This window comes from Ralstonia sp. Ralssp135 (assembly GCF_047304345.1).
Lineage (GTDB): Bacteria > Pseudomonadota > Gammaproteobacteria > Burkholderiales > Burkholderiaceae > Ralstonia > Ralstonia chuxiongensis.
This window is the reverse complement of sequence record NZ_JBGLYZ010000009.1, coordinates 26,005-43,479: the sequence shown is the minus strand read 5'-3', so window position 1 is coordinate 43,479 and position 17,475 is coordinate 26,005. Positions and strand designations below refer to the sequence as shown.

Sequence of the window (17,475 nt, the reverse complement as noted above, 5' to 3'; positions counted from 1 at the left end):
CCCATGGCGTCCCGCAAACCCAATCCCGACCAGCTTGGCCTGCTGCTCTCGCAAGAGCCGGCGGCCAAGCGCGCGCGTCGCATCCTCTGCGGCGTGGATGAGGCCGGACGCGGGCCTTTGGCCGGACCAGTGACGGCTGCGGCGGTCGTTCTCAATCCGCGCAAGCCAATTAAAGGCTTGGCCGACTCCAAAATCCTGACCGCCAAGAAGCGCGAGGCGCTGTACGACGAGATCGTCGAAAAGGCGCTCGCCTGGCACGTGGCCGAAGCCACCGTCGAGGAAATCGATCGCATCAACATCCTGCACGCGACCATGCTGGCCATGCAGCGTGCGGTGCAGGGCGTGGCCGCACTGGGCACGCTGCCTGATCTCGTGCAGGTGGACGGCAATCGGTGCCCGCAGGTGGCGTTCGCGGTGGAGGCCATCGTCAAGGGCGATGCGCTGGTGCCGGCCATTTCGGCGGCCTCCATCCTGGCGAAGGTCACGCGTGACCGTCAATTGGCCGCGCTGCATATCGAGTTTCCGCTCTACGGTTTTGACGTCCATGCCGGCTATGGCACGCCGCAACATCTGGCGGCGATCGACCAGCATGGCGTGACGCCTCATCATCGCCGCTCGTTCGCGCCCGTGCGTCGTGCGCTGGAGGGCATGAGCGCCATCAGCATCGAAACCACCGCTGCAGGCAGCGCCTGGGACGACTGACCTTCTTCTGCTGGGCCCATTCGTGAAGCACATCACTTCCCGCGATAACGCGGTGTTCAAGCATCTCAAGGCGCTTTCGGGCTCGACGCAGCATCGTCGGCGCGCGGGACAATCCGTGCTCGATGGCGTGCATCTGGTTGCGGCGTATCTGGATGCGGGCCACATGCCAACGCAATGCCTGGTTTCCGAGCGCCATATCCGGCATCCGGAAGTGGCTGCGGTGCTCGATCGCGTTGATCCGGAAATCGTCATCCTGCTGGCAGACAACCTGTTTGCTCAGCTCACCACCGTCGTCAACGGCGTCGATCTGATGGCCTTGGTCGAGACGCCGGAAGGCCAGTTGCCGCAAATCATTGATGCGGACTGCGTAATTCTTGATGGCATTCAGGATGCCGGCAACGTCGGTTCAATCTTGCGCTGTGCGGCCGCCGCCGGCGTGCGCGATGTGTTCATGACGCCGGGCTGCGCGTTCGCGTGGTCGGCCAAGACGCTGCGGGCGGCCATGGGTGCGCATTTCCACCTGAACATCGTTGAACACTGCACGTTCGAGAGCGTGCATTCGCGCCTCCAAGTGCCGCTGTTGGCGACGTCCTCACACGCCAAGCAGGCTGTGTTTGATGTGCCGCTCAAGGCGCCCGTCGGTTGGGTGTTCGGAAACGAGGGCGCGGGCGTGTCAGAAGAATGGCTTTCTGCCGTGACGACGCCGGTGACGATTCCGCAGCCGGGCGGCATGGAATCGCTCAATGTGGCTGCCGCAGCAGCGATCTGTTTGTTCGAGGCCGTGCGACAACGCCGCGCGGGCTAAGTCCCTCTTTTTTCTGTCGATTACCGGTCACACGGCGTTTTCAAACGCCAGAAAAGTCCCGCATTGACTTTGACATTGAGTAATGGAACATTGAGCGCGGTGCCGTTGAGCACCCCCGATACCCACACTCAAGGAGACCGGCATGCCGAACCCCACCCTGGCGCGCGTCCATGTCGACGAACTCGCCCAGTTTCGCGAAATCCAGCAACTCGCCTACGCGTGCGTCGAGGCCGTCGGCGGCATGCTGCGCCCCGGCATGACCGAGAAGGATGCAGCCAAGCTGCTCACTGAGTGGCTCGGCGACCGTGGCGTCCACGACTGGCTGCACAAGCCGTTCGCCTGGTTTGGCGATCGCACTGCGTTCCAGGGTTTTTCGGGCCTGACGCACATGGCCGGCTTCAACCTGGCGTTCTTTCCGTCGTCGCGGCGGCTGGAGGAGAACATGCCGGTCATCCTCGACGTGGCGCCCGTGCGCAATGGCGTGATCGCTGATGTGGGCTACGCCATGTGCCTTGGCGAGAACGCCATCCTCGAACAACTGCAGGACGATCTGATGGCGCATCGCGAACTGATCGTGCGCCTGATCCGCGAGCGTCGATCAATGGCCGACGTGGCACGCGCGGTGGACCAGCTTTGCATGAAGCAGGGCGTGGAGCCGCGCCACAAGGCATATCCATTCAAGGTTCTGGCGCATCGCGTGGCCAAGCTGGAGAGCCCATCCAAACCGCGTTTCGTTGCGCGCTTCGGGTTGAATGCCACGCGCAATCTGATCCTCGACCAGGTGCGCAGCGGCAAGCAGGAAGGGTGGTCGCCGTTGTGGTCGATCGACCGTCGATCTGAGCACGCGCCGGTGCCGGGCCTGTGGGCCGTTGAGCCGCACCTGGGTTTCCATGGCGTCGGTGCCAAGTTCGAAGAGCTGCTCGTCATTACCGAAGACGACGCCTACTGGCTCGACGACGATCTGCCGCACGTGCGCCGCTGGCAGCAACGCCAGCTTGCGCAGCAGCGCGCCGCCTGACGCGCGAGGAGGCTCATATGAAAACGCTTCTTGAAGAGGCTCCGCTGGCGTTGTTTGAGCCGGTCGCCGTAGTTCTACCGACAGGACATTCGGAGCGCACGGTGCAATCCGGCGACGTCTCGCTCGCCGTCAAGACCTGGGGCGACCCGGCGCATCCAACCGTCGTACTCGTGCACGGCTACCCCGACAACAGCGAGGTCTGGCACGAGATGGCGCCGCTGCTCGCGCGGGATTACTACGTCGTTGCCTACGACGTGCGCGGCGCCGGCAAGTCGAGTTCGCCCAAGGGGATACGCAATTACACCTTCGCGCGATTGACCGACGACTTCATCGCCGTGATCGATACGCTGAGCCCAGGCAAGCCCGTGCACCTGATCGCGCACGACTGGGGTTCGATCCAGTCATGGGAATTCGTGACGGAGGAGCGCCTGCGCGGACGCATCGCGTCATACACATCGTGCTCAGGGCCTTGCCTGGACCACGTGGGTTACTGGATGCGCGCGCGGCTGCTGCGGCCGACGCCGTCGTCGCTGGGCAAGATGTTGGGGCAGCTCGTGCGCTCGTGGTACGTGCTGCTGTTCCATTTACCCATCGTGCCAGAGCTGAGTTGGCGCCTGTGGCTCGGGTGCGCGTGGCCGCGTGTGCTGCGTCGCGTGGAGAAGACCGCCATCGTGCCGCGTGCCACGCAGACCGGTGACGGCGTGCACGGTGTCTCGCTGTATCGCGCCAATTTCATCCGCAGCTTGTTCACACCGCGCAAGCGTGTCGCGCATGCGCCGGTGCAGGTCATTGTGCCGACGCTGGACAAGTACGTCAGCCCCGCGTTGTCCGAAGACCTCTCGCGCTGGGTGCCGCAGTATTGGCGGCGCGAAGTGGTGGCGCGGCATTGGTTGCCGGTTACCCATGCCACACGCATGGCGGAAATGGCGCGCGACCTGATCGAGCATGCCGAGGGCAAGCCGGAATCCGAAGCGCTGCAACGCGCGCGTCAGCATGGCGAGCTCAAACCGCTCTCCGGCAAACTCGCCGTTATCACTGGAGCTGGCAGCGGCATCGGTCGTTGCGCGGCGTTGGAATTCGCGGAGCAGGGTGCGGCGATCGTCGCTGTCGATATCCGCGCCGAAGATGCCCAGCGCACGGCCACACTCATCCGCCTTACCGGCGGCAAGGCGTGGGCGCGCACCGTCGATGTCGGCAATACCGAGCAAATGGAAGCGCTGGTCGACTGGGTCGGCAAGGACCTTGGCGGCGCCGACATCGTCGTCAACAACGCGGGCATCGGCATGGCGGGCGGCATTGTCGACACGTCCGAGCGCGATTGGCAGCGCATCCTGCACGTGAACGTGTGGGGTGTAATCCATGGCGCCCGGCTGTTCGCCAAGCAGATGGTGGCGCGCGGGCAGGGCGGGCACATCCTGAACACCGCATCGGCGGCTGCCTTTGCGCCATCGCGCGATCTTGCCGCTTATGCGACGACGAAGGCCGCGGTGCTAATGCTGTCGGAATGCATGCGCGGTGAGCTGGCCGGGCAGGGCATCGGCGTGTCTGCCATCTGCCCTGGTTTTGCGGAGACGGGAATCATGGCCTCCACCGTCTACACCGGCACGACCGAGGCGCAACAGGCCCAACTGCGCGCCCGCGCGACCAAGCTCTACCAGCTGCGCGGCCTCAAGCCCGAGACCGTGGCGAAAGCCATGTTCAGGGCGGTTCAGCGCAACAAGCCCGTTGTCACGATCGGTATCGAGGCGCATTCGTCGCGCTTCATCTCGCGCTATGCGCAGTGGCTCAGCCGGCTGATCGCGCGCGTAAGCATGGCCGGGCATTGAGCCCGCGCAGACAAGAACATCAGGAGACCACCATGACCGCGCCCGATTACTTCATCAAGGCCCGCCACGTCCGTTTCGACTGGAAGGACACGCCCATCCAATGGATTCCGGGCGACCCGTCCAGCACGCACATCATCAACATCCTGAACTTGCTGTTCCCCGCCGGTGAGCTATGGTTTTGCCGTGTCTACAACAAGGCGTTGCCGCTGATTACCGACGCGAAGCTGCGCTCCGACGCCGAGGGATTCCTGCGCCAGGAGGCCGTCCACTCGCGCTCGCACGGCGGTGTGCTTGCGCATTACTACAAAGACCACGGCATCGATACCCAGCCCTTCACCAAACGCCTCGATTGGCTGTTCTCCAAGGTGCTAGGCGAACAGCCGCTGGGCCTGAAGATCGGCCACACGCGCTTCTGGCTGCGGCAGCAGCTCGGCATCATCGCTGCGCTGGAGCACTTTTTCGGCTATCTGGGCAACTGGGTGCTCAACGCAAAGGGGTTGGATGCCGCCCACGCCGATCCTGTCATGCTCGACCTGCTGCGCTGGCACGGTGCAGAGGAGGTTGAGCACCGCACCGTCGCGTTCGACATCTTCCGGCACATGGGCGGCTCGTATCTCGAACGCTGCTTCCACATGCTGACCACGATCCTGTTGTTGCTGTACTTCCTGGTGACGGGCTTCCGCTTCATGTACAAACGCGATCCGGGCGCGGGCAAGTTTCCCGGCTTTATCCGTGGCTGGTGGCATGGCTCGCGGCGCAACTGCCTGCCATCGTTCTGGAAAATGCTGGGGGCCGCGCTGCGCTATTTCCGACCCAGTTATACGCCGCATCATGAGGGCTCGACCGAGCAGGCGCTGGCCTACCTGGAAACATCGCCAGCAGCGCAAGCCGCCGCGCACGGCGGCAACTGGGTGCGCGATCGCGCCTGATCTGGGCCGCAGAAAAGCAAAACGGCCGGTGCAATGCCGGCCGTTTTATTTGAGACTTGGGAGTACCGCGCTCAGTAGTTGTTGTGATCCATCTTGATGTCCTGCAGGATCGTCGTGGCAATTTCCTCGATCGACTTGTGCGTCGACGACAGCCACTTGACGCCCTCGCGCCGCATCATCGATTCGGCTTCGTTGACCTCATAGCGGCAGTTTTCCAACGCGGCATATTTGCTGCCTGGGCGACGTTCATTGCGGATTTCCGACAAGCGCTGAGGGTCGATCGACAACCCGAAAATCTTGTTCTTGTAGTTGTACAGCACCGTGGGCAGCTTGCCGCGCTCGAAATCGTCCGGAATGAGCGGGTAATTGGCTGATTTCACGCCGTATTGCATTGCCAGGTACAAGCTGGTCGGCGTTTTGCCGCTGCGCGATACCCCCACCAGGATCACATCCGCCTCGGCCAGGTTCTTGTGTGACTGGCCGTCATCGTGCGCAAGTGAAAAATTGATCGCTTCGATGCGGTTCTTGTACGCCTCGGTGTCGGCGTTCTGGTGAAACCGGCCGATGGCGTGGGTGGACTTGAGGTTCAGTTCCCTCTCGAGCGGCTCGATGAAGGTCTGGAACATGTCCAGGATGGTGGCCTTGGCCCGATGGACGATCTCGTTTGCTTCGGCATCCACCAATGTGGTGAAGACGATCGGCCTCACCCCTTCGACGTGAAATGCCTCGTTGATCTTTGCGACTGCAACGTGCGCCTTGTCGATCGTGTCGACAAACGGGATCCGGACTTGGCGGAATTTCATCTCAAACTGCGCCAGGATCGAGTGGCTAAACGTTTCTGCGGTGATCCCGGTGCCATCCGACACGATGAAAACGGTGCGGAACGGTGTGCGGTTGGGAGATGCGGAGGCGAGGTCGGTCATCGAAAACGAGGGGTTTTTCCAGCACGCCGGCAGGAAATCGTGCTGCGGCACGGTAGAATAGCGGCGATCGTTTAGCTAAGCAATTCGGGCCAATCGCCTCCCGGGCAATGCCACTGCGGCAGTCCTGGCAGGGCTTCCGGATGATTTAGCCAAGCGATTCGCGCGGCCAGACGACAAGAACAAAGCCCCGTGCGCATCCGACCGGTTTTTCACTTAGTTTAGGGGCTTGTATGACTAACCTGTCGCAAGACGGCGCCTATGTGCTGCCGTTCGAGCAATTGCGGATGACCGATGTTGAGGTCGTTGGCGGTAAAAACGCTTCGCTGGGCGAGATGATCTCCCAGCTGGATGGCGCCGGCGTGCGCGTTCCGGGCGGTTTTGCCACCACGGCACTGGCATTCCGCGATTTCCTTGCACACAACAACCTGACCGAGCGCATCTCGCAGCGTCTGGCCAGCCTCGACGTCGACGACGTCAAGGCGCTGGCTGTCGCCGGCAAGGAGATCCGCGAGTGGGTCGCTACCGCACCGTTCCAGCCGCGTCTGGAGCAGGAGATTCGCGAGTCGTACGCTCGCGTGTCGGCCCGCGAAGGCGCCGAGGCATCGTTCGCGGTGCGCTCGTCGGCCACCGCCGAAGACTTGCCGGATGCTTCGTTCGCCGGCCAGCAAGAGAGCTACCTCAACGTTCTCGGCATCGATGACGTGCTCGACAAGATCAAGCACGTGTTTGCTTCGCTGTATAACGACCGTGCGATTTCCTACCGCGTGCACAAGGGCTTCGCCCATGACGTGGTGGCCCTGTCAGCCGGCATCCAGCGCATGGTGCGCTCGGACTGCGGCGCCTCGGGTGTGATGTTCACGATCGACACCGAATCGGGCTTCCAGGATGTCGTCTTCATCACCTCCAGCTACGGTCTGGGCGAAACGGTGGTGCAGGGCGCTGTCAACCCCGACGAGTTCTACGTCTTCAAGCCGACGCTGGCCGCCGGCAAGTACCCGATCATCCGCCGCTCGATCGGCTCCAAGCTGATCAAGATGGAATTCACCGCGCCGGGCGAAGAAGGCCGCGTGAAGACCGTCGACGTGCCGGGCGAACTCCGCAACCGTTACTCCATCAGCGATGCGGATGTGACGGAACTGGCCAAGTACGCCGTCATCATCGAGAAGCACTACGGCCGCCCGATGGATATCGAGTGGGGCCGCGACGGCAAGGATGGCAAGATCTACATCCTGCAGGCTCGCCCGGAGACGGTGAAGAGCCAGTCGCACGGCAAGGTCGAGCAGCGTTTCCGCCTGAAGGGCTCGGCACCGGTGCTGACCACCGGCCGCGCCATCGGCCAGAAGATCGGCACGGGCCCGGTGCGCGTGATCAACGACCCGGCTGAAATGGAGCGTGTGCAGCCCGGCGACGTGCTGGTTGCCGACATGACCGACCCGAACTGGGAACCGGTGATGAAGCGTGCTTCGGCCATCGTGACCAACCGTGGCGGCCGTACCTGCCATGCGGCCATCATCGCGCGTGAGCTGGGCGTGCCGGCGGTGGTCGGCTGCGGCGATGCGACCGATCTGCTGAAGGACGGCACGCTCGTGACGGTCTCGTGCGCCGAAGGCGACGAAGGCAAGATCTACGACGGCCTGCTGGAAACCGAAATCACGGAAGTCCAGCGTGGCGAAATGCCGACGATCAGCACCAAGATCATGATGAACGTCGGCAACCCGCAACTGGCGTTCGACTTCTGCCAGATCCCGAACGGCGGCGTGGGCCTGGCCCGTCTCGAATTCATCATCAACAACAACATCGGCGTTCACCCGAAGGCGATCCTCGACTACCCGCAGGTCGACAGCGACCTGAAGAAGGCCGTGGAAAGCGTGGCTCGCGGCCATGCCAGCCCGCGTGCGTTCTATGTCGACAAGCTGGCCGAGGGCATTGCCACCATCGCAGCGGCGTTCTATCCGAAGCCTGTGATCGTGCGTCTGTCGGACTTCAAGTCCAATGAGTACAAGAAGCTGATCGGTGGTTCGCGCTACGAGCCGGACGAAGAAAACCCGATGCTGGGCTTCCGTGGCGCCTCGCGCTACATCGCTGAGGACTTCGCTGAAGCCTTCGAGATGGAGTGCCGTGCCATGAAGCGCGTGCGCGACGAGATGGGCCTGACCAACGTCGAAGTGATGGTGCCGTTCGTGCGTACGCTCGGCCAGGCTGAGAAGGTTGTCGAGCTGCTGGCCAAGTACGGCCTGAAGCGCGGCGAGAACGGCCTGCGCCTGATCATGATGTGCGAAGTGCCGTCCAACGCGATCCTGGCCGAGCAGTTCCTGCAGCATTTCGACGGCTTCTCGATCGGTTCGAACGACCTGACGCAGCTCACGCTGGGTCTGGATCGCGACTCCGGCATGGAGTTGCTGGCCAAGGACTTCGACGAACGTGATCCGGCGGTCAAGTTCATGCTGCAGCGTGCCATTTCCACGGCGCTGTCGATGGACAAGTACGTCGGCATCTGCGGGCAGGGCCCGTCTGATCATCCGGACTTTGCCGAGTGGCTGGCCAAGGAAGGTATCTCGTCGATCTCGCTGAACCCGGATTCGGTGATCGCCACGTGGCAGAAGCTGGGTTCCGCTTAATTCCGACCTAGAGTGTCGTAAGACAAGGCGCGTATCCTGACGGGTACGCGCCAACAAGAACGCGAAGTGCCCGATGGCGTCCTACGCTGGCGGGGGCCGAGCGACATGCCCCCGCAGACGTGCAGCGTCGCGGGGTTTTTTTTATGGGATTCCGGGAGAGGGAGTATGTCGGCTCAGACCGTCTGGTTTTCTCTGGCCGTGCTCCTCGTGATCGGCGAGCTGATGACGGGGACGTTCTATCTGCTGATGGTGGCAATCGGCCTGGTCGCTGGCGGTCTCGCCGCGCTGATCGGCCTTGCGTTTCCTGCCCAGGCCATCGTGGCCGCCATCGTGGCGGTGTTCGGCATCGTCGGGTTGCGGCGCACGCGCTACGGGCGCACCACGCGGGAAAATGCCGCGCGCAATCGCAACGTCAATCTGGACATCGGCGAGACGTTGCGCGTCGATGCCTGGTCACCCGAGCGACGCGCGCGCGTGCAATATCGCGGCGCCGCATGGGATGTCGAACTTGCACCGCACGCATCGGCCGCCGCTGGCGAATTCCGGATCGTCGAAGTGCGTGGCAACGTGCTTGTCGTCGCGCCCAGGTAGCCACCAACAACAACCAAAAACAACCAACAAGCCCAACCACGGAGGTTCTATGTTCGAGCTGGGGACTCTCGCGATCATCGTCCTGTTTGCCGCCATCGTGCTCATCGCGCAAGGCATCAAGATCGTGCCGCAACAGCACGCCTGGATTCTGGAGCGACTGGGCAAGTATCACGCGACGCTCTCGCCGGGGCTCAATATCGTGCTGCCCTTTGTCGATCGCGTGGCCTACAAGCACGTGCTCAAGGAAATCCCGCTCGACGTGCCGAGCCAGATCTGTATCACCAAGGACAACACGCAGCTGCAAGTGGACGGCATCCTGTATTTCCAGGTGACCGACCCGATGCGGGCTTCGTATGGATCGAGCAATTTCGTGATCGCCATCACGCAGCTGGCGCAGACGACGCTGCGCTCGGTTGTCGGCAAGCTGGAACTGGACAAGACGTTTGAGGAGCGAGACTTCATTAACCACAGCGTGGTCAATGCGCTGGATGAGGCCGCATCGAACTGGGGCGTGAAGGTGCTGCGCTACGAGATCAAGGATCTGACGCCGCCGAAGGAAATCCTGCACGCCATGCAGGCGCAGATCACGGCAGAGCGTGAAAAGCGTGCGCTGATCGCCGCATCCGAAGGCAAGCGCCAGGAGCAGATCAATCTGGCATCCGGTGCGCGCGAGGCCGCCATCCAAAAATCAGAAGGGGAACGGCAGGCCGCGATCAACAAGGCGCAGGGCGAAGCGGCGGCGATTCTGGCGGTGGCAGAAGCCAACGCCCAGGCGATCCAGAAGATCGGTCAGGCCATTCGCACCGAGGGCGGTGTCGATGCCGTCAACCTGAAGGTGGCGGAAGAGTATGTCAGCGCGTTCGGCAACCTGGCCAAGCAGGGCAACACGCTCATCGTGCCGGGCAACATGGGCGACCTGAGCACGATGATTGCGTCAGCGTTGACGATTGTGAAGCAGCAACGGCCGGCCGCATAAAAGTCGGGAAGCCAGAGGGCTCAAGCCTTCTCGCGCATGAGGCGGGCTTTTTCGCGCTGCCAGTCGCGGTCTTTCTCGGTTTCGCGCTTGTCGAACTGTTTCTTGCCTTTAGCGAGGCCGATTTCGCATTTCACGCGGCCGCGCGTGTAGTGCAGGTTGAGCGGCACGAGCGTGTAGCCGCGCTGCTCCACCTTGCCGATGAGCTTCTTGATCTCTTCGGCGTGCAACAGCAGCTTGCGAGTGCGCACGGGGTCTGGATTGACATGCGTGGAGGCCGATTGCAGCGGGCTGATATGGGCCCCGATCAGGAACAGTTCGGCGTTGCGGATGACGACGTAGCCTTCCTTGATCTGCGCACGGTTGGCCCGGATGGCTTTCACCTCCCAGCCCTCAAGAGCCATGCCTGCTTCGTAGCGCTCTTCGATGAAGTAATCGAAAAAGGCCTTTTTGTTGTCGGCGATGGTCATTTTTTGGAATATGCGGTGCGCGCCTTGGGGTGACGATCCCTGCATGCGCTGCGATAAAATGGCGAGTTTAACAAATCCGCCGCAATCCCAGCCGGGACGCGGCACGCAAAGCTTTCGGATGACGCATGGCAGATGTTGAAAAAACCGTGTTGATAGGCTACTCGGCCGAACAGATGTTCGACCTAGTCACCGACGTCAAGGACTATCCGAACTTCCTGCCATGGTGCGGCGGGGTGGAAATCTACGAGCAGACGGAAACGTCACTCGACGCGCGAGTGGACATCGCCTTCAAGGGCATTCACCAGTTCTTTCGCACGCGTAACGTGCAAGCGCGGCCCACGCGCATTGATATGACGTTCGCAGATGGGCCTTTCAAGTCGTTCACCGGTTTCTGGATCTTCACGCCGTTGCGCGCGGACGCCTGCAAGATCAACTTCCACCTGCATTACGAGTTTTCCAGCGTGATTCTGGAAAAGCTGATCGGTCCGGTGTTCAGCATGATTGCCAACACCTTCGTCGACTCATTCGTCAAACGCGCTGAGGCGGTGTATGGCGAGTCCTGAATCCAATTCCGTGATCGACGTGATGGTCTGCCTGGCGACGGTCACGCCGCCGCGGCTCGTCAACGTACAAGTGCCGGCGCAGGCGACGGTGGCTGACGCCGTGCATGCGTCCGGCGTGCTCAACGGCCTGGATCTGACCATCGATACCTGCCGGCTGGGCGTTTACGGCAAGCGCAAGACGCCGGATGCCGCATTGCATGCGCGCGATCGGGTAGAAATCCTGGGTCCGCTGATCGCCGATCCGAAAACTGCACGCCGGCGGCGTGTGCAGAAGGTGCGGGCCACCGGCACGCGCGAAGGGCTGAAGTGGCTGCGCAACGAGGCGCCGCCCAAAGACGACGTCCTCGAGTAACGGGCGATCAGTTGCAGTTGGCGCTCAGGGCAGCCTGGTTGCGCTGGACGGCTGCGGCACGCTGATTGTCATCCATATAGGCGATCGAGCCGTCGGCCTGCACCGAGCCGACACGGCGGCCATCCTGCATATACGTGGTTTCGTTGCGCAGGCGTGCGCATTCGGCTTGCTTGCGCTGGGCGGCCTCTGCCTGCCTTGCTTCGTCCTGTTCTTTCTTGGCGCGATCGGCCATACGCTTGCGCAGCTCTTCATCGGGGTTGGATGCGGCGACGCCCGAGGCTGGCTGGCCGGGTTTGGCCGCCGCGTTCGGGTCCGACGCCTTGACGCCCGAGGCCGGCGCGGACAGCGCTTCATACGCCGTAGCCGTGCGGCTGTTCGGATTGCGGATGATGCGGCTGGGCGGCACCGACGGCGGCGGTGCGGCATCGCTGTAGACCATGTGGCCCTTGTCATCGCGCCATTGCCAAGCCCATTGCGCCTGGGCAACCGGGCAAGCGAGGGCGATCAGGGCAGCGGTGGCAGGCAACAGGACGTGCAGTCGTTTCATGGAGTTCTCGTTCGTGGACTGCCGACGGCGCGCTGGCCGACCCGACGGCGGCCCCTCGACGCGCACGGGAGCCTGGTGGCGTGATCGCCACTCGCCAATTTAGGCCGACGGCCTGGCTTGGCCTGTCGACTCGCCCCCCGGCAAGGCGCCCAGTTTACGCAGAGTTGTTGTTGGCGTGCAAGCGCACCGACCAGCCGACACCCGCAATCAGCAAGGCGATTGCGGCCATCTCAAGCGGACGCGGCCAGCGGCCGTCATACACGAAGCCATATGCCAGCGCGAACAGGGTCTCGAACACGATCATCTGGCCCGACAGCGTGAGTGGCAGCCGTCGGGAGGCGATGTTCCACAGATTGTTGCCGATCAGCGACGCGCCGAGCGCCACGGCAGCATTGACCGCCCAGAACGTGCCCCAGACGCGCCCGTCGGCATTCACCCAGCTCGTACCGACCGCGAGCAGGGCCACCAAGGTCAAAGCCGCCGACAGAATGCCGCTGGAAATGCCGTACAACGCAGACCATTCGTTGCTGGAGAAATGCGGATTGCGCTGCAGGTAGCGGGCATTGTCCACGGCGTACCAGGTCCAGCTGCAAAGCGCGCCCACGGCACAAGCGATGCCGGCAATGCGTTGCCAGACCGGCCGGACGTTGGCGGCTGCCGTTGCCGCTTCATGGCCGAACAGATCGACGTTGATGCAGACGATGCCGGCAGCGACAACCAATAGCGGCCAGATCAGCCGGGAGAGCGGCACGGCGCCATGGTCGCGCCGGCCAAGCATCGTCACCGTGATGGGCAGGATGCCGACGATGAGCGAGGTGGGTGCAACGCCAGCCAGTTGCACGCCAAACGCCACGAAAACAAAGTAAACCAGGTTGCCGCTGCAGGACTGCCTGAACAGCGCCAGGCAATCGGCGCGGGTGATCTTGTGGGCAATGCGGGGGAGGATCGGGGCAGCGGCAATGGCTGCGATCGCGCCGTAGGCGAGGTAGCGGCCGAGGGTCAGTTCCCACGGTGAAAACGCGGGCAGCGCGCGGGGTGCAATAAAGACCATGCCCCACATCGCCCCGGCCAGCAGGGCGCACAATACGCCAATTCCCATTCGAACACTCGCGAGGCTGATTCCGCGCGGCTGCTGGCGGCGCAGGGCGCTGGAGGTGCGTGCGCGAAGAAAAATTTATCGAGCATAGCACGGGTCTCTACAACCGTGGGGCGAATTCCCGTATAATCCGATTTTGCGCCTAGAGGAAATTGCTATGCGTCTTGTCCAGAAAGCACTCACGTTCGATGATGTGCTGCTCGTCCCGGCCTATTCGGCCGTCCTGCCCCGCGATACGTCCCTTCGCACCAAGCTCACCCGTTCGATCGAACTCGCCATTCCGCTCGTCTCCGCCGCCATGGATACGGTTACGGAAGCGCGGCTCGCCATCGCCATGGCGCAGCAAGGTGGCATCGGTATCGTCCACAAGAACCTGAAGCCCGAAGAACAGGCGCGCGAAGTCGCCAAGGTCAAGCGCTTTGAATCGGGCGTGCTGCGCGATCCGATCACCATTGGTCCGGACATGAAGGTCCGCGACGTGATGGCGCTGTCGGCACAGCACGGCATTTCGGGTTTCCCGGTGCTGGAAGGCAAGAAGGTGGTGGGCATCATCACCAACCGCGATCTGCGTTTCGAAGAGGAACTGGACGCCCCGGTGCGCGCCAAGATGACGCCGAGCGAGAAGCTCGTCACCGTCAAGGAAGGTGCCACGCTGGAAGAGGCCAAGCGCCTGCTGAACAAGCACCGCCTGGAGCGCGTGCTGGTGGTGGGCGAAGCCTTTGAGCTGCGCGGCCTGATCACCGTCAAGGATATCCAGAAGGCCACCGAATACCCGCTGGCTTCTAAGGACGAACGCGGTTCGCTGCGCGTGGGCGCGGCGGTGGGCGTGGGTCCGGATAACGATCTGCGTATCGATTTGCTGGTCAAGGCCGGCGTGGACGTGATCGTGGTCGATACCGCGCACGGCCACAGCCAGGGCGTGCTGAGTCGCGTGCGCTGGATCAAGGACAACTACCCGCAAGTGCAGGTGATTGGCGGCAACATCGCCACGGGCGACGCAGCCAGGGCGCTGGTCGACCACGGCGCGGATGGCGTCAAGGTTGGCATTGGCCCGGGCTCGATCTGTACGACGCGGATCGTTGCTGGCGTGGGCGTGCCGCAAATCTTTGCTGTATCGAATGTGGCCGAGGCACTGAAGGGCACCGGCGTTCCGCTCATCGCTGACGGCGGTATCCGCTACTCGGGCGATGTCGCCAAGGCCTTGGCTGCCGGCGCACACACCGTGATGATGGGCGGCATGTTTGCCGGCACCGACGAATCCCCGGGTGAGGTGTTCCTGTTCCAGGGCCGCTCGTACAAGAGCTACCGCGGCATGGGCTCGGTGGGCGCGATGAAGGACGGCGCCGCCGACCGTTACTTCCAGGAAGACAACACCGCCAACGTCGATAAGCTCGTGCCGGAAGGTATCGAGGGGCGCGTGCCGTACAAGGGCTCCGCGTTGCCGATCGTGCATCAACTCACGGGTGGCGTTCGCTCGTCGATGGGCTACTGCGGTTGTGCCTCGATTGCCGAATGGCACGAGAAAGCCCAGTTTGTCGAGATCACCGCCGCTGGCATGAACGAATCGCACGTGCACGACGTGCAGATCACGAAGGAAGCGCCGAACTATCACCGCGACTGATCGGTTGCCGATCACCGCATACAAGATAGAAGGCAAGCAGTACTGCCGCCGGGGCGCGCGGGCGCTCCGGCCGAATTAACCGGTGGCCGAAGCACGGGCGGCCGCCCGCAACTGGAGACGATGATGAAAGCGCTTTTGCGACTCGTTCTGTTTCTGGATGCGGCTGTCGCACTGTGCGTCGGTCTCGTCCTGCTGGCTTCACCAATGACGTCCATTTTCGGCGCGCTGCAATTACCGCAGCCGGAGCCGGCGATGTACGGCCAGCTGCTCGGCGTCACGCTGATTGGCGTGGCCTGGCTGCTGTGGCATGCCACCGTCAACGGGCAACTGACGACCGCCGTGGCGCAGGTGGTCGGACATGTGAACCTGGCTGTTGCCGTGCTGGTGATTGCCTGGCTGCTGTTCTTCCACCTGCCTGTGGACGGCGCCGGCCGCATCTGGCTGCCGACGTTTGCTGCGGTGCTGGCGGCGTTTTCCGCCGTGCAGATTCCCGCCTCGCGCCGCGTACGCACTAATGAGCGCGTGCGCGCCCAGAAGGCCCGCGAAGACGCCGCGGCAGCGCGCGAACGCGAGCGCGCAGAAAAGGCGCAGCGCAAAGAACCTGGCTACATGCCGCCTCCGGGCTACGGCCCCGGCACTGAAGTCGACACGATTGCCGATTCCATTCCTCCACAACATGCACGACAAAGTCCTCATCCTTGATTTCGGCTCGCAGGTCACGCAACTGATTGCGCGGCGCGTGCGTGAAGCACACGTCTACTGCGAGATTCACCCGAACGACGTGTCCGACGCCTTCGTGCGCGAATTCGCGCCCAAGGCGATCATCCTGTCCGGCAGCCACGCCAGCACGTACGAAGACCATCAACTGCGCGCGCCGCAGGCCGTGTGGGACCTTGGCGTGCCTGTGCTCGGCATCTGCTACGGCATGCAGACCATGGCCGTGCAGCTGGGCGGCAAGGTGGAGTGGAGCGACCACCGCGAATTCGGTTACGCCGAAGTGCGCGCGCATGGCCACACCCGTCTGCTCAAGGACATCCAGGACTTCGCCACGCCGGAAGGCCACGGCATGCTCAAGGTCTGGATGAGTCACGGCGACAAGGTTACGGAACTGCCGCCCGGCTTCAAGCTGCTGGCCTCGACGCCGAGCTGCCCGGTCGCCGGCATGGCCGATGAGGCGCGTGGCTATTACGCCGTGCAGTTCCACCCGGAAGTTACGCATACCGTGCAAGGCCGTGCGCTGCTCGAGCGCTTTGTGCTGGAAATTGCCGATGCCAAGCCCGACTGGGTCATGCGCGACCACATCGAGGAAGCCGTCAAGGCGATCCGCGAGCAGGTGGGCGATGAGGAGGTGATCCTCGGCCTGTCGGGCGGTGTTGATTCGTCGGTGGCAGCGGCGCTGATCCACCGTGCGATTGGCGACAAGCTCACCTGCGTATTCGTCGATCACGGCTTGCTGCGCCTGGACGAAGGCAAGATGGTGATGGACATGTTCGCTGGCCGCCTGCACGCCAAGGTTGTGCACGTGGATGCCTCCGAGCAGTTCCTCGGTCACCTGGCCGGCGTGACGGACCCGGAAGCCAAGCGCAAGATCATCGGCCGCGAGTTTGTGGAAGTGTTCCAGGCCGAAGCCAAGAAGCTCAGCAACGCCAAGTGGCTGGCGCAGGGCACGATCTACCCGGACGTGGTGGAATCGGGCGGCACCAAGACCAAGAAGGCGACGACCATCAAGAGCCACCACAACGTGGGCGGCCTGCCGGAAACGCTGGGGTTGAAGCTGCTCGAGCCGCTGCGCGATCTGTTCAAGGACGAAGTGCGGGAGCTTGGCGTTGCGCTGGGCCTGCCGCATGAGATGGTGTATCGCCATCCGTTCCCGGGGCCGGGTCTGGGCGTTCGCATTCTGGGCGAGGTCAAACGTGAATACGCAGACCTGCTGCGCCGCGCCGATGCTGTCTTCATCGAAGAGCTGCGCGGCACCAAGGCCACGGCGCAGGACGCGGCCGCCGGCCTGTGCGGTGAAGGCGATGTCGGCAAGAGCTGGTACGACCTGACGAGCCAGGCGTTTGCGGTGTTCCTGCCGATCAAGTCCGTCGGCGTGATGGGCGATGGTCGCACGTACGACTACGTGACCGCGCTGCGTGCTGTGCAGACCACCGACTTCATGACCGCACATTGGGCGCATCTGCCGTACACGCTGCTGGGCCGCGTGTCGAACCGCATCATCAATGAAGTGCGCGGGTTGAGCCGGGTCGTGTATGACGTGTCGGGTAAACCGCCTGCGACGATCGAGTGGGAGTGATCTAGCATCGTCTCATGCCGTTTCAGGCAGGGACGAACATCGCAAGAAAGCCAAGTGCGACAAGGGTTGAGGCGTCTCATGATGCCTCAACCGCTTTCACCCAATCTCACGCAATGTGAGAATTTTCACTTGGCGACCTTAAGCC

17 protein-coding genes are annotated in these 17,475 nt (G+C 63.0%); 13 read left to right on the top strand and 4 right to left on the bottom strand.

The features are described 5' to 3' along the window. The first annotated feature begins 3 nt into the window (after positions 1 to 3). From rnhB to ACCD03_RS09150, 5 genes are all read left to right on the top strand, one after another. Positions 4 to 702: a ribonuclease HII gene (gene rnhB, locus ACCD03_RS09170; RefSeq protein ID WP_413411381.1), complete on the top strand. Its 699-nt coding sequence runs from the start codon at positions 4 to 6 to the stop codon at positions 700 to 702. 22 nt (positions 703 to 724) lie between these two features. Next, on the top strand, positions 725 to 1,507 hold the full coding sequence (locus ACCD03_RS09165; RefSeq protein WP_045204103.1) for a TrmH family RNA methyltransferase: 783 nt from the start codon (positions 725 to 727) through the stop codon (positions 1,505 to 1,507). A 142-nt stretch (positions 1,508 to 1,649) separates the two neighbouring features. Continuing rightward, a complete protein-coding gene (locus ACCD03_RS09160; RefSeq protein WP_045204102.1) occupies positions 1,650 to 2,525 on the top strand; it encodes a M24 family metallopeptidase in 876 nt (291 codons plus the stop codon). A 17-nt stretch (positions 2,526 to 2,542) separates the two neighbouring features. Then, entirely contained in the window at positions 2,543 to 4,351 is a 1,809-nt protein-coding gene (locus tag ACCD03_RS09155; protein WP_045204101.1) for an SDR family oxidoreductase, read from the top strand. Positions 4,352 to 4,383: 32 nt separating this feature from the next. Next, complete coding sequence (locus tag ACCD03_RS09150) at positions 4,384 to 5,280, top strand: metal-dependent hydrolase (protein WP_045204100.1); 897 nt, start codon at positions 4,384 to 4,386, stop codon at positions 5,278 to 5,280. 71 nt (positions 5,281 to 5,351) lie between these two features. Here ACCD03_RS09150 and ACCD03_RS09145 read toward each other — a convergent pair whose 3' ends face one another. Further along, on the bottom strand, positions 5,352 to 6,203 hold the full coding sequence (locus ACCD03_RS09145) for a pyruvate, water dikinase regulatory protein (protein ID WP_045204099.1): 852 nt from the start codon (positions 6,201 to 6,203) through the stop codon (positions 5,352 to 5,354). A 230-nt stretch (positions 6,204 to 6,433) separates the two neighbouring features. Here ACCD03_RS09145 and ppsA point away from each other — a divergent pair, with 230 nt between their 5' ends. The 3 genes from ppsA to ACCD03_RS09130 all read left to right on the top strand — a co-directional run bounded on the left by ppsA (position 6,434) and on the right by ACCD03_RS09130 (position 10,388). Next, entirely contained in the window at positions 6,434 to 8,821 is a 2,388-nt protein-coding gene (gene ppsA / locus ACCD03_RS09140; protein WP_045204098.1) for a phosphoenolpyruvate synthase, read from the top strand. Between the two features lie 165 nt (positions 8,822 to 8,986). Continuing rightward, on the top strand, positions 8,987 to 9,412 hold the full coding sequence (locus tag ACCD03_RS09135) for an NfeD family protein (protein WP_045204097.1): 426 nt from the start codon (positions 8,987 to 8,989) through the stop codon (positions 9,410 to 9,412). A gap of 49 nt (positions 9,413 to 9,461) precedes the next feature. Further along, complete coding sequence (locus tag ACCD03_RS09130; RefSeq protein ID WP_045204096.1) at positions 9,462 to 10,388, top strand: SPFH domain-containing protein; 927 nt, start codon at positions 9,462 to 9,464, stop codon at positions 10,386 to 10,388. Between the two features lie 20 nt (positions 10,389 to 10,408). Here the strand turns inward: ACCD03_RS09130 and smpB are convergent, their stop codons facing one another. After that, entirely contained in the window at positions 10,409 to 10,855 is a 447-nt protein-coding gene (gene smpB / locus ACCD03_RS09125; RefSeq protein ID WP_004626709.1) for an SsrA-binding protein SmpB, read from the bottom strand. A gap of 125 nt (positions 10,856 to 10,980) precedes the next feature. Between smpB and ACCD03_RS09120 the strand changes: the two genes are divergently transcribed. Continuing rightward, complete coding sequence (locus tag ACCD03_RS09120) at positions 10,981 to 11,418, top strand: type II toxin-antitoxin system RatA family toxin (RefSeq protein ID WP_413411380.1); 438 nt, start codon at positions 10,981 to 10,983, stop codon at positions 11,416 to 11,418. Further along, positions 11,405 to 11,770: an RnfH family protein gene (locus ACCD03_RS09115; protein WP_413411379.1), complete on the top strand. Its 366-nt coding sequence runs from the start codon at positions 11,405 to 11,407 to the stop codon at positions 11,768 to 11,770. Before ACCD03_RS09120 ends, ACCD03_RS09115 begins: the two co-directional genes overlap by 14 nt. 7 nt (positions 11,771 to 11,777) lie before the next feature. Here ACCD03_RS09115 and ACCD03_RS09110 read toward each other — a convergent pair whose 3' ends face one another. Continuing rightward, a complete protein-coding gene (locus ACCD03_RS09110) occupies positions 11,778 to 12,317 on the bottom strand; it encodes a hypothetical protein (RefSeq protein ID WP_413411378.1) in 540 nt (179 codons plus the stop codon). Between the two features lie 154 nt (positions 12,318 to 12,471). Beyond that, positions 12,472 to 13,416: a DMT family transporter gene (locus ACCD03_RS09105; RefSeq protein WP_413411377.1), complete on the bottom strand. Its 945-nt coding sequence runs from the start codon at positions 13,414 to 13,416 to the stop codon at positions 12,472 to 12,474. A 154-nt stretch (positions 13,417 to 13,570) separates the two neighbouring features. Between ACCD03_RS09105 and guaB the strand changes: the two genes are divergently transcribed. From guaB to guaA, 3 genes are all read left to right on the top strand, one after another. Further along, entirely contained in the window at positions 13,571 to 15,034 is a 1,464-nt protein-coding gene (gene guaB, locus ACCD03_RS09100; RefSeq protein WP_045204091.1) for an IMP dehydrogenase, read from the top strand. 123 nt (positions 15,035 to 15,157) lie between these two features. After that, entirely contained in the window at positions 15,158 to 15,736 is a 579-nt protein-coding gene (locus ACCD03_RS09095) for a hypothetical protein (protein WP_045204090.1), read from the top strand. Continuing rightward, positions 15,711 to 17,330: a glutamine-hydrolyzing GMP synthase gene (gene guaA, locus ACCD03_RS09090; RefSeq protein WP_413411376.1), complete on the top strand. Its 1,620-nt coding sequence runs from the start codon at positions 15,711 to 15,713 to the stop codon at positions 17,328 to 17,330. Before ACCD03_RS09095 ends, guaA begins: the two co-directional genes overlap by 26 nt. The last annotated feature ends 145 nt before the right edge of the window (positions 17,331 to 17,475 follow it).